The organism is Glutamicibacter sp. (assembly GCF_035257265.1).
In the GTDB taxonomy this organism is placed as follows: Bacteria; Actinomycetota; Actinomycetes; order Actinomycetales; family Micrococcaceae; genus Glutamicibacter.
The window spans coordinates 17172-29766 of sequence record NZ_DATEXC010000056.1; the positions used below are offsets into that span (position 1 = coordinate 17172).

The 12595-nt window shown below is 54.9% G+C and carries 12 protein-coding genes; 10 read left to right on the forward strand and 2 right to left on the reverse strand.

The features are described from left to right. The first annotated feature begins 27 nt into the window (after positions 1-27). The 3 genes from VJ369_RS15460 (at position 28) to VJ369_RS15470 (ending at position 4552) form a co-directional block, all read left to right on the forward strand. Complete coding sequence (locus tag VJ369_RS15460; RefSeq protein WP_324092938.1) at positions 28-969, forward strand: DUF6578 domain-containing protein; 942 nt, start codon at positions 28-30, stop codon at positions 967-969. A 146-nt stretch (positions 970-1115) separates the two neighbouring features. Beyond that, positions 1116-3713, forward strand: coding sequence for an esterase-like activity of phytase family protein (locus tag VJ369_RS15465; RefSeq protein WP_324092939.1), 2598 nt, complete (start codon positions 1116-1118; stop codon positions 3711-3713). A 107-nt stretch (positions 3714-3820) separates the two neighbouring features. Then, positions 3821-4552 carry a Type 1 glutamine amidotransferase-like domain-containing protein gene (locus VJ369_RS15470; RefSeq protein WP_324092940.1) on the forward strand — a complete coding sequence of 244 codons (732 nt, stop codon included), beginning with the start codon at positions 3821-3823 and terminating at the stop codon, positions 4550-4552. Positions 4553-4713: 161 nt separating this feature from the next. Here VJ369_RS15470 and VJ369_RS15475 read toward each other — a convergent pair whose 3' ends face one another. After that, entirely contained in the window at positions 4714-5073 is a 360-nt protein-coding gene (locus VJ369_RS15475; protein ID WP_324092941.1) for a hypothetical protein, read from the reverse strand. A gap of 217 nt (positions 5074-5290) precedes the next feature. Between VJ369_RS15475 and VJ369_RS15480 the strand changes: the two genes are divergently transcribed. Further along, complete coding sequence (locus VJ369_RS15480) at positions 5291-6373, forward strand: PLP-dependent cysteine synthase family protein (protein WP_414652669.1); 1083 nt, start codon at positions 5291-5293, stop codon at positions 6371-6373. On the opposite strand, the gene VJ369_RS15485 is transcribed toward VJ369_RS15480, so the two are convergent. Continuing rightward, positions 6370-6984 carry a DUF2249 domain-containing protein gene (locus tag VJ369_RS15485; RefSeq protein WP_324092942.1) on the reverse strand — a complete coding sequence of 205 codons (615 nt, stop codon included), beginning with the start codon at positions 6982-6984 and terminating at the stop codon, positions 6370-6372. The two genes, VJ369_RS15480 and VJ369_RS15485, sit on opposite strands and share 4 nt — an antisense overlap. A 134-nt stretch (positions 6985-7118) precedes the next feature. Between VJ369_RS15485 and VJ369_RS15490 the strand changes: the two genes are divergently transcribed. From VJ369_RS15490 to nrdI, 6 genes are all read left to right on the forward strand, one after another. After that, positions 7119-7898, forward strand: coding sequence for a YggS family pyridoxal phosphate-dependent enzyme (locus VJ369_RS15490; protein ID WP_324092943.1), 780 nt, complete (start codon positions 7119-7121; stop codon positions 7896-7898). Positions 7899-7981: 83 nt separating this feature from the next. Further along, positions 7982-9706: a ubiquinone-dependent pyruvate dehydrogenase gene (poxB, locus tag VJ369_RS15495; RefSeq protein WP_324092944.1), complete on the forward strand. Its 1725-nt coding sequence runs from the start codon at positions 7982-7984 to the stop codon at positions 9704-9706. Between the two features lie 96 nt (positions 9707-9802). Beyond that, positions 9803-10552 carry a YggS family pyridoxal phosphate-dependent enzyme gene (locus VJ369_RS15500; protein WP_324092945.1) on the forward strand — a complete coding sequence of 250 codons (750 nt, stop codon included), beginning with the start codon at positions 9803-9805 and terminating at the stop codon, positions 10550-10552. Continuing rightward, positions 10549-11367: a PfkB family carbohydrate kinase gene (locus VJ369_RS15505; RefSeq protein WP_324092946.1), complete on the forward strand. Its 819-nt coding sequence runs from the start codon at positions 10549-10551 to the stop codon at positions 11365-11367. The genes VJ369_RS15500 and VJ369_RS15505 overlap by 4 nt, the downstream gene beginning before the upstream one ends. A gap of 446 nt (positions 11368-11813) precedes the next feature. After that, entirely contained in the window at positions 11814-12044 is a 231-nt protein-coding gene (gene nrdH / locus VJ369_RS15510) for a glutaredoxin-like protein NrdH (RefSeq protein WP_096254696.1), read from the forward strand. A gap of 67 nt (positions 12045-12111) precedes the next feature. Further along, a complete protein-coding gene (gene nrdI / locus VJ369_RS15515; RefSeq protein ID WP_324093097.1) occupies positions 12112-12594 on the forward strand; it encodes a class Ib ribonucleoside-diphosphate reductase assembly flavoprotein NrdI in 483 nt (160 codons plus the stop codon). Position 12595: the final 1 nt, after the last annotated feature.

Here is a 12595-nt window from a genome sequence, read left to right on the forward strand (position 1 = left end):
CTGAGCGCAGATTCAGCTATGCTGCTCGTGGCACCCACACGATATATTGAGTACATGCAGATCAAAGTGAATATCGAGGGATGGGCCCATGCCTGTTGCGGGCAGGCATTTAGCGTTGGTGACACCATTAAGTGGGAGATGGCCCAACTTCGTTCTGCACAGGGGGACGTGAGATTCGAACTCAATGATCATGACGAGCTCAGTGCATCGGGTGTTCCGGTCAGCCTAGTGGCCGCCCGAGTTGTGTCTATTGAGTTTGCAGACCGGGACTATGTCGCTGCCATCGGGGATCCCCATGAAATGGTCGAGTCCGGTCAACCTGCCAAAATAACCAAAGCCTCCCACGTCCCGGCCGGCACCGACTTTGCGCATTCTGCGATCATCGTCGCGCTCCAAGTTCATGATCCTGAGTCGTTGCCACCAGTTCACGACTGGGACCCGCAAGCAGACTTCGGGGAAAACGAAGAATTCGAACGGCTCGAAGCCGCTCGGATCGACATCTATCGGAAGTCTGAACTTCGAGAAGAACTTGTCGGCCTGATCGAGCAGTTAGCAAGAAATTATGGCATCGTGGCGCGCGCACGTTTCGACGACCTGGGAAATGCTTCATTCGTTCCGAATAATAATCAAGCTGCTTCCATTCATTGGCGAGTTGATTTTGAGACGGATAAACCCCGTCTCCTCGCAGAAATCGCGCGGGCCGACTGGGAATTTGAACTTGACGAGCGACACATTGGCTTGCTCGGACAGATCGTTGGGGCAGCAGCCGAAGGACGCATTACCGATCGCCGTCGCGGTTGGAGGATGAACGCGATGTCCATGGAAATGGTGATCGAGCTTGCCTCGGGGCAGAAGCTAAAACAGCGCCAGAAAATCGAAGGATACTTCGGCAAAGGAAACTTTGGCATTCTGGGGGCCATGGGAGATCGGATGACCCGTGAAAATGACCGGTGCGCTCCGTGGCACTAGCTCAGATTAGGTCCAACATCAAAGCCCCATCTTGCTTCCTATATGTTCGATTCGATTAACTTCGAATTCACCGTCTAGTGGTTATGGTTTGCCAATCTTAGGAGGACATTACTAGCAAACTTTAAGTTTTATGGGGGAAGACTCACGTGAATCGAGCCGCAAGAAAATCGGTGGGTGTTCTGGCCGCCGCTATGGTGCTTGGCGCTGCCGGTATCGCACCATTGGTTACGGCGGGCACCGCAACCGCCGACTCGGGAAACTACTTTGAACGCATCTCTACCTATCCGGTATATCAGAATCATCCGGACGGTAAAGCAGCCGAAACGGCCTCTGAAATTTCCACCGTCTCAGAAGACGGGAATACGCTGATCTACTCTGACGCGCTGTCGCGGCTAATTGGGTTCGTTGACATTTCGGATCCGTCCAACCTGAAGGGTCTGGGTACCCTCGGGCTGCACCAGCTTGGTAGCCCGGAAGATGAACCCACAAGTGTTGCTGCGTACGGTGACTACGTTTTTGTCGTCGTAATAAATACCTCGGAAAGCTACGCAAATCCTTCGGGACGGGTTGACGTTGTGCGCATCGCCGACCGCAGTCTGGTTCGTAGCATCGAGCTTGTCGGGCAGCCGGACTCGATTGCTATTTCCAAAGACGGTGGCTTTGCCGCAATAGCCATTGAGAACGAACGTGATGAGGATGCCGGCGATGGCGGCTTGCCCCAATTTCCAGCTGGATCGATCCAGATCCTTGACCTGGTTGGCGCCCAACCTGAAGGATGGAATATTCGCGAAGTTGCGCTCACTTCGGGAACCCGCGAAGAGCCAGCGGCCCTGCCAATCCTTCAAGAAGCTGGATTTGATACCCCACAAGATCCGGAACCCGAATACGTCACCATTAATGCCAAAAACCAACTGGCGGTAACCCTCCAAGAGAACAACGGCGTGGTCTTGATAGATCTGCCAACCGGTGAAATTACCAAGGCTTTCAGCGCCGGCAGCGTTGACCTGAAAGATATTGACATTGCAGAAGACGGAAAACTGGATCCCACCGGTGCATTGAAGGATCTCCCGCGAGAACCCGATGCTATTGGCTGGATCCAGGAGCGCTATCTAGCCACTGCCAACGAAGGGGATTGGAAAGGCGGAAGTCGAGGTTTCACGATTTTTGATTCTGAAACCGGCAAGGTTGTCTGGGATGCGGGAAACAGTTTTGAACACTTAGCTCTTTCTCAGGGTCTGTTCCCGGAGAAGCGCGCAGGCAAGAAGGGGACCGAGCCAGAGGGGTTGGCCGTCGAGAACTTCCACGGCATTGACTACTTATTTGTCGCTTCCGAACGCGGCAACTTTGTCGCTGTTTACGAACTGAGCGATCCAACCAACCCCACTTATCTGCAGACCCTGCCAACCACCAATGGGCCAGAAGGAATCCTCCCGATTCCCGGTCGTGATCTACTGGCGGTAGCTTCGGAAACGGACGAAGCAGATAACGGTGTTCGTTCGTCGATGACACTATTCAAATTCGGGGCCACCGAAGCACAGTTCCCAACTATTGAATCTGACAGGAAAAATCTAGTTCCTTTCGGAGCACTCAGTGGTCTAAGCGCCGACCCATCGCAGCCGCGCAAACTCTTTGCCGTCAGCGATAGTGCCTATGAACCGCGTATTTACGTGATTAATACCGAGGAAACACCCGCGTTGGTCGAAAGCTCACTGCCGGTCACCACGGAAGGCGCTCCGGCTACGCTGGATCTCGAAGGTCTCGCTGCTCGCTCCGATGGTGGATTCTGGGCTGCCCACGAAGGTAAGAAAGGCGCAGATAACGCACTGATCCAGATTGATGAAGCAGGTGCTGTCCTAAATGAAGTCACCTTGCCAGAAAACGTGGTCGGTCAACTGGGTGGTCAGGGACTGGAAGGAATCAGTGTTCGAGGTAGCGGTGATCAAGAAGAAGTAATCTTTACTCTGCAGCGTGAGGTTCCGGGCGAAGACTTTGTTCGGATCGGCAAATACACCCCGGCTAATGGAGAGTTCACCTGGTACGGATATCAGCTTGAACCTACCGGTGGAGATGATTCGTGGAATGGGCTCTCTGAAATCACCGAACTTCCTGACGGGAAATTCGCTGTCATCGAGCGTGACAAACGAATCGGCGAAGACGCGCAACTGAAGGCAATTTATCAGTTCGAGCTGCCCGACGAAGTTTCCGACGAGGTGACCATGCTGGACAAGGCTCTGGCAAAGGACGTCCTGCCGGTACTGGAAGCAACACATGGCCGCACCCAAGAGAAACTTGAGGGGCTAACAATTTCCGGTGCTGGAGACGTTTTTGTTGTCACCGACAACGACGCCGTGGATGATGCGAGCGGTGAAACCGTCTTTGCCAACTTGGGTTCCGTCAGCGAAGTATTCGGAATATCGGAGCAGCCAACCGACACGGAGTCTCCGCAGCCGAGCGAGTCTGCAGAAAGCAGCCAGACGCCAACAAAATCTGCTGAACCTACCGTCACCAGTGAAACCACGCAGAGCCCTGAGCCTATGGAGACTGAGACGGAGTCCTCTCAAGCTGACGCCTCGGAAACCAAGCAGAGTTCGACTCCCTCACAAACATCCTCAGCGCACAATGAGGGTGAGCGATTAGCGGATACCGGTGCCAGCAGCTTATGGCTGATCCCCGTCGGATTAGTCATGGCGGGCTTTGGCGTAGCAGCAGCGATGAAGAATTCGCGATCACGCAGGGAACACTAAGATAAAATCTCACCATTAGTCCCATGGCCTGCGCAGATTCTTCTTGTGCAGGCCATGGGATTTCTTGTTGCTCCCGGTAATGGAAGTAACTGCGCTACGCTGAGCGCGTGAGCATTTTTCTAGTGGGTGGCGGCGTGCCTGATACGCCTGTATACGAGCCGATCTTGGACGCGTTCCTCCAGGATGTTCTCCAGAACAAGTCGCGTGAGGGTGAGCCAATTCTTGCGCTGGCCCTTGTTGACCATGCGGGCAGTGGCCAACATTATCTTCCGGCCTACGCAACACCCATAAAAGCACGTATGCCTTGTCAGCTCCGGCCAATATATCTGCGTCCCGATAAGCCCGCCGACCCTGTGAGCTTCGAGAATGTAGATGGAATTATTGTCTGTGGCGGCCCCACTCCAGAGTATCTAGCCAGGCTGCGCACTTGCGCGGACACTATTCGTGGAGCAGTAAACCGGGGGATTCCCTATCTGGGGTTCTCCGCTGGAGCGATGATCGCTCCCAGAAATGCACTTATTGGTGGATATTTTTCTGGCGGGATAGAAATTTGCCCGGAAGAATCTTCAGAGAATCTGAAGGAGATCACACTAGCGGACGGGCTTGGGCTGACCACTTTTACCGTTGAGGTGCACGCCGCACAAGCGGGGACACTGGGGCGAGCCATAGCTATCGTTGAAAGTAATCTTACCGAGATGGCTATTGCGATCGATGAAGACACCGCAGTCGTTCTTGAACTGGAGAATCCAGAGAATCTCAAAGTTTTGGGTGCTGGGCACGTCTGGGTTGTGACACGCACTGCTGAGTCAATAAATGTGGAGCTGCGCACCGGCAGCTGAGCTGGTGCGAAGTTCAAAGCCGCAGAAGTGCTTGACACGGATCGTTCTCCGATGGGGACAAATCACGATGAGATCAGCGTCGGAAGGCGCTGAACGCACAAACCGTGGTCCTGAAAATTCAGAACCACGGTTTGTGCGACGTTTAGGTCATGCAGACTTCGTTAGTGCGCGGCACTCTTCTTGGTGCTCGCAACCACTACGGCGACGATAGCGGCAACAATGGTGCCCACTAGCAGTAGCTTGCCACTCTTGCACGATGACTTCTGTGGAGCACCCAGTTTCTGCTGTGCGGTCTTCACTGCGCTTTCAACCGATGAACGGGTGCGCTTCGCGGCCTTTGAGTTGCCGGTGACGTTTTCGATCAGGCTGGCGCCTGCGTTGCCGATGGCTTCGCCGTTGACTCCGGAGATGGCGTTATTCCAAGTCTCGCGAAGATCCTTCGGGAGTTCTGCCTTGGCTGACTTCGCTAGTTTGTTCAGCGACTTTTCAACTTCTTTGAAACTCTTAGCAGTCTTTGACATCTTAAACCTACTCTCGTCGAGGATCCCGGGGTTGTTACTTGTGGTAACTCGGGCCACCCAATCTACCCTAGCCAGCCTGAAGATAACTCTCAAGAGCATAGGGTTTAGCTCACCGCGAACTCACAGGAAACCGGAGCTTACAGCGAAGCCCGGTGGCCTCGGTTTCGTTCACGTCGGTGCTGAACGAAAGTGAATAGAGTAGAGATAGAGTAGGTGCGTGACTGAGCAGATAAGCAAACCAAATCATTGGGTCCGGAACGCTATTGCATTGCTTGACGCGGATGCCAACCGTAGCGCCGACACCCACCTTCACGTTTTTCCCCTCCCTGAAGAGTGGGGGATAGACCTTTACCTCAAAGACGAGTCTGTACATCCGACCGGGTCTCTTAAACATCGTCTAGCTCGTTCGTTGCTGCTCTATGGTTTGGTCAACGGAAGAATTGGCGAACACACCACTCTGGTGGAAGCATCCAGTGGATCTACGGCGGTTTCAGAAGCCTATTTCGCTCGCATGCTTGGCCTGCCCTTTATTGCGGTGGTCCCCAGAAGTACCAGTAGTGAGAAAATTGAACTTATCGAGTTCTACGGCGGACACTGCCATCTGGTTGAAAAAGCAGGCGAAGTAGATCTTGCCGCCCGCCGACTGGCCGAAGAATCTGAAGGTTATTACTTAGACCAGTTCACTTATGCCGAACGAGCAACTGATTGGCGCGGAAACAACAACATCGCCGAGTCGGTCTTCTCGCAGCTTTCCGCCGAGCGGCACCCGATCCCATCATGGATAGTCGTCGGTGCAGGTACCGGAGGAACCTCGGCAACCTTTGGCAGATATGTGCGATACCGTCAGCATGATACTCAGGTGGCCGTGGCCGACCCGGAGAACTCATCTTTTTATGAAGGATGGCGTACCAGAAATATGAGCCACGCAACCGGTCTTGGCTCACGTATCGAGGGAATTGGGCGACCAAGCGTCGAACCCTCTTTTGTGCCCGGAGTCATCGACCATATGATTCAGGTGCCTGACGCAGGATCGCTCGCTGCCATGTACCTGCTGCGGGCACATACCCGACACTGGACCGGTGGGTCCACCGGAACGAACCTCTACGCGGTCTTCCAAATTATTGCTGGCATGCTCGAACGCGGTGAACAAGGCAGTATTGTCACGCTCATTTGTGACTCCGGCGAGCGCTATGCGAACACCTATTACAACCAGCAATGGTTAGACGAGCAAGGACTAGATCTTGCCCCACACAGAGTGAAGCTTGAACATTTTCTGGAAACTGGACGTTTCGAGGCTTAGCCGTTTTTTGTTCGCAGCGTAGGCATTAGACCGAGCGTCTTCTTGCGCTGGTGAACGGAGAAGTATTTAAGTCCGTGGTCACCTGCCACGAAGTGTCTCCGGGATCGCGCAGGGAGGTAGAGCACGTCACCGGGATTCAGCGGGATTGAATCTATTTCGGAGTGTAAGGTGCCGGTGCCTTCAAATACGTGGATGAGCACATCGAGATCCGGTCCGCGGTGTTCGCCGATTTCTTGGTGTGGCTGCAGTGCGATGATATTTGCGTCGAGGTCTCTGGCATCGGGTTCGAGCTTCCAGATGGCCCCGTCCAGCGTGTTTTCTTGTTCCCCGAGCCATGCGGTGTTTGTCATGATTCGTGGAGCCGGGGTGCTGGTGAGTTTGGTAATGATGATTTCCCAGTCGCCGCCGATGCGTTCGGTGGCTTGCCAGGTGTAGGTGCCAGGCAGGTTACGTTCGAACTCTTTATGCAGATTTACCGGCTCATGATCGTTGAGCAGGCTCAGGTAGCCGCTGGCGGGCAGGGCGTTGTAGGCCGCCATGATTTTTGGGTGGCGTTCTGCTTTCGGGATGTTCCGCACATCCACCACTTGCCCGCTGGTCTGCTCGTCCATCGATACCTCCAAAGCGCTGTGTCTGAGTTGATGCTTGTCTCCAGCCTAGTAGCTCATCGGCCTTATCTGTCTAGGGGTATTACGATGAAGTGAGATTTAGAATTTACTTCGTTAGTACGAGGAGCAGTATTTTCATGAGCCAACCAGTTCCGAATTCAAGCGCAGCGAGTTCGGCTAGTACCGTCGAGGACTTCAAAGCTAACCTCGCCTCCATTCGCGGGCGGATCGCTGCGGCTGAGACGGCCGCGGGACGAGCCGCGGGTAGTGTGCGCTTGCTACCGGTGACCAAAACGGTACCGGAGGATCGACTGCGGCTGGCTATTGAAGCTGGTGTGGATTGGTTGGGTGAAAACAAGGTGCAGGAAGCCGCCCGGAAGGCCGAGAACCTGGCCGGTATTGCGGGACTCAAATATTCGGTAATTGGGCATCTGCAGACAAACAAGGCCAAGGACGTGGCTCGTTTTGCGCACGAGTTCCAAGCTTTGGATAACCTGCGCCAGGCTACCGCTTTGCAACGGCGTCTTGAACTAGAAGATCGCAGTTTAGATGTTTTTGTTCAAGTGAACACCTCTGGTGAACAAACAAAATTTGGTCTGGAACCCGCGGCGGTACCGGCATTCCTGAAATCTTTACCGGGCCTTGACCGGCTGCGCGTCAAGGGGCTGATGACTCTGGCGATCTTCTCCACTGATCATCACGCGGTGCGCACCTGCTTCACCACGTTGCGTGAATTACGTGATCAGCTGCGAGAAGATGCACCCGAAGGAATTGGTTTGGAGGAATTATCGATGGGAATGAGCGGAGATTTTGAGCTGGCAATTGCCGAAGGTTCCACGGTGGTTCGTGTGGGGCAAGGAATCTTTGGTGCTCGCGCGCTACCTGATTCACATTATTGGCCGGGGTTTGCCGGATAGTCGGTAGCCAGAGAGGCGATTTTTCTCGTAGGCTGGCGATATCAACCGGTAGTAACCGGCCCTTTGTTTGCAGGAGGAAATTAATGCCTACCGTCGCCGAACACATGATCGATCAGTTCTACACCCAGGGTGTTAAACGTATTTACGGAGTCCCGGGGGATTCACTCAATGGGCTGACCGACGCACTGCGGGAAAATGGGCAGATTGAATGGGTTCACCATCGCCATGAGGAAGGCGCGGCCTTCGCAGCTGCTGCCGAGGCCGAAATTACCGGAGAGCTCAGCGTATGTGTGGGCTCCTGCGGACCGGGAAACCTGCACCTGATCAACGGACTCTACGATGCCCAGCGCACTCGGGTCCCGGTGCTGGCCATCGCGGCACAGATACCCACCGAAGAAATCGGATCGAACTATTTTCAGGAAACCCATCCGGTAGAAATCTTCCGAGGCTGCTCCGTATATGCCGAGCAAGTCTCGGATCCTAAGCAGCTTCCCCGAATGCTGCGTATTGCGATGCGTGAAGCAATTGAAAAGCGCGGTGTTGCGGTGCTCGTCATTTCCGGCGATGTGGCTCTGTCGCAGATGGACCGTGTGCTCACCCAAGAAATCGTCAAAACAAATCCGCGAGTGGTGCCCAACGAGGTAGAACTCGAACGGGCCGCGCAACTCTTGCAATCCTCGGCCAAGGTCACCATCCTTGCCGGAGCAGGGACTGCCGGGGCGCACGCCGAAGTGATGGAGTTGGCCGACAAACTCGCCGCACCTATTGTGCATTCGATGCGCGGTAAAGAACATATCGAATACGAGAACCCCTTCGATGTAGGAATGACCGGGTTGCTGGGCTTTGCCTCCGGCTTCCGGGCCATCGATGAGTGCGAGGTGCTATTAATGCTCGGCACCGACTTTCCATACCAACAGTTCTACCCGCAGAACGCGAGCATCATTCAGGTCGATGTGCGCGGAGAGCAGCTAGGCCGGCGGACCAAGGTCGATGTCCCCTTGGTGGGTACGGTTAAAGACACCGCAGCCGCGCTCGCCGCCATCCTGCCACGACAGAAGAAACGTAAGCACCTAGATGATGCATTGGCGCACTATGCAAAAACCCGCATCAAACTCGATGAACTAGCCACCCCGTCCAAGGGCAAAGCAGCCATCCATCCGCAATATTTGGCGCGGCTGATCGATCAGGCAGCAGATCCCGACGCGATCTTTACCGCAGACGTGGGCTCGCCGGTTATTTGGGCTGCCCGTTATGTGGCGATGACCGAGCAACGCCGGCTGCTAGGTTCCTTCAACCATGGGTCGATGGCCAATGCGCTCTGCCATGCGCTGGGTGCTCAGGCTATCGACCGCAACCGTCAGGTGATCGCATTCGCCGGCGATGGGGGACTGGCGATGATGCTTGGCGAGTTACTCACCGCGACGCAAAATAAGCTGCCCATCAAGATTGTCGTGTTCAACAACTCCTCGCTGAACTTCGTAGAACTTGAAATGAAGGCCGCAGGTTTTGTCACCTACGCGACAGATCTAGAAAACCCAGATTTCGGTGCGGTTGCCAACGCAGCCGGGCTCAAGGGATACCGGGTGGAAGACTCGAATCTGCTGGAAGCCACGGTTGCTGAATTCCTTGCCCATGATGGGCCTGCCCTCCTTGACGTGGTCACCGACAGGCAAGAAATGTCCATGCCGCCTAGCATCAAGGTGGAACAAGCCAAGGGATTCGCGCTCTACGCCATCCGAACGGTGCTTTCCGGGCGCGGTGACGAACTCTTTGACCTTGCCAAGACGAATTGGCGTCAAATGTTCTAGAACGCGAACTATGCCTATGCTTAAAGCCGGACTCGAGTTCTCGAGGCCGGCTTTTTGCAGGTAGTTTCACCAAACTGAAAGAGGCATAGGCGTTTTATGACTTCGCAACCGGCCGCGGCACAGGCGGTAACCACCGAGGATTTCTCCCGGAACTTGGCAACTGTGAATCAGAAAATCGCCGAGGCTGCATCGCGCAGTGGGCGTCAGGCCAGCGCCGTGCGGCTGTTACCAGTAACCAAGACCATTGAACCTGAACGCCTGCGTCTGGCTATCGCAGCCGGTGTGCAGACGCTGGGGGAGAACAAGGTCCAAGAAGCCTTGGCTAAATCCGAGGAGTTCGCCTCCGAATTTCCGGCGCTACGCTACGCGGTTATTGGTCCCCTGCAGGCAAATAAAGCGAAGTTCGTGGCACGCTTTGCCCACGAATTCCACGCTCTGGATTCGCTGAAACTTGCCCAAACACTACAACGCCGTCTTGAGCTTGAAGAGCGCACCTTGGAAGTTTTTATCCAAGTTAATACCTCCGGTGAGGACAGTAAATCGGGCATTGCCGCCGGCGAGGTGGCCGAGTTGCTCGAAGCTATTGCACCGCTGGACCGGTTGATCCCGCGCGGATTGATGACGATGGCTGCTAACACTACCGACGAATCAACTATTCGTGCTAGTTTCGCGTTGCTACGTACTACGTTGGAAGATTTGAAGGTTTCGGGTGCGCCAGGTGGATTCGATCAGCTCTCCATGGGAATGAGCGGTGACTTCGAACTGGCTATTGAAGAAGGGGCCACCGTAGTGCGAGTAGGCCAGGGAATCTTCGGAGCGCGCAGCTACCCACAGGCGTCGGCGTGAACGGTTTCGAACTAGATGTTCGCCCCGTAGCTGCCGTGGTGCTCAGTTCCCAGTTAGCCTACGGTGCGGTGGGAAATAACGTCATCGCCCGGATGATCGAGCGGGCAGGTCACCGCACGGTGGCGGTACCTACCGTGCTCTTAAGCAACCTGCCGCATTACCCGACGGTTTCCGGCGGTGCGATCAGCGACCAGTGGCTCTCGGGAATTTTGGCAGACTTGCTGGAGCGCGGGGCCCTGGTTCAAGCTCGCTACGTGGTGGTTGGTTATCTTGGGTCGCCGAGCCAGGCGCGGATCATTGCCGAATGGTTCGTTACTGCCCGCGCCCGCTACCCGCAGCTTCGGCTGATCCTGGATACCGCATTTGGGGATTCGGATGTTGGGCTGTATGCCAGTGAGGAAGTCGCAGCCAGTTACGGAGAATATCTGATTGAGCATACCTGGCTGATGACCCCGAATGCCTTTGAACTGGAGCTGCTCACCGAGTCAAAAATCCATGACGAGCAAGACGCGGCTAACGCGGCCCTGGATTTGATGGATGCCGGCCCCGCCCACGTGATCGTGACCTCCGCTCCCACCGAGGACTCGGATTTTATCGGTTGCCTGTTGGCCCTCGACGAGGAGCAGTTTGAACAGTTCGACACCGGCCGGATTGCGACCGAGGCCAAGGGGGCCGGAGACTGCTTCCTAGGCATCCTCACCGGCGCCTTGCTCAGCGACGTCGCGCTGCCCGAAGCGGCGGCGCAGGCGGTCGCCGGGACCTCCGACGCGTTATCCGGTGTACACCCTGCCTTCAGCGTGCAACGCACCGGGTAAGCGTTACCCACACGTCGTGTGTTGTCGCTCCAAATGTCGGAAGGACGGCGGACACTACATGTAGGGCACAAGAAATGTGGCCCGTCTAGCCAGAGGAAGCTGAACACGCCGAGGAACATCTCACATGAAGAATTTTTAAACTGCATCGACCATTGCCCGGGCTGTGGACAAGTTTTGGTCGACCGCGGGAAATCGCGGTTTAAATGACGGTTAATATCCACAGCTCCTGTGGACTGGCCGGTGGATGAATGACATACTTGTAATACATCATGTTGTGGCCACTTGACCGACCAAACACAAGATGTAGTATTGAAACCGTTGGTGAGTGAAACACCGAAAGCACCCCAGAGACAACATTTTGGGGCATCCGAGAGGATGGCCGGAAGCACCAGAAAATGGTGGAGGCCGAGCCAAAACATGGACTTTTTAAAAGGGGAAACAGGCAAATGGCAATCACCGTTTACACGAAGCCGTCCTGCGTGCAGTGCAACGCTACATACCGCGCTTTGGACAAGCAGGGCGTCGAGTACAACAAGGTAGACATCTCGCAGGATGCCGCCGCCCTGGAGCATGTACGTGGCCTTGGCTACCAGCAGGCTCCGGTTGTTATCACCGACAACGATCACTGGTCGGGTTTCCGCCCAGACAAGATCGCTAGCTTGGCAGTAGCCAACTAGTCGGCAGCCGGACCCCACCATGGGTCCAAAGAATTATCTCGTCGAGCATCTCGCGGAGGCGACAAAAATGCCACCAACAGCAGTTGCCGATTATCGGCAAAACGCTGAGGCGAATGAAGTCACGGTGAACACCGATACCACGTTGATTTATTTCTCGTCGGTATCGGAAAACACCGCGCGCTTCGTTGAAAAATTAAATGTCACTGCGGCTCGTATCCCAGTTTTTGCAACTGAGCCGCAACTGATCGCCACAGCACCGTATGTATTGCTCATACCAACCTACGGTGGTGAACGCGGAAAGCGTTCGATCCTTCCCCAGATCATGAAATTTCTGGGTCATGAAGCAAACCGCGCAAACCTGCGCGGAGTGATCGGCGCAGGGAACACGAACTTCGGCGAGTACTACTGCATCGCAGCTAAAAAAATTGCGGCCAAATGCAACGTACCCGTTTTATACACATTCGAACTTATGGGAACGCCAGAAGATGTTCTCAACGTCAATGAAGGGCTTGAAACCTTTTGGGCACCAGCGTCGCACAAGAAGAAGTAAC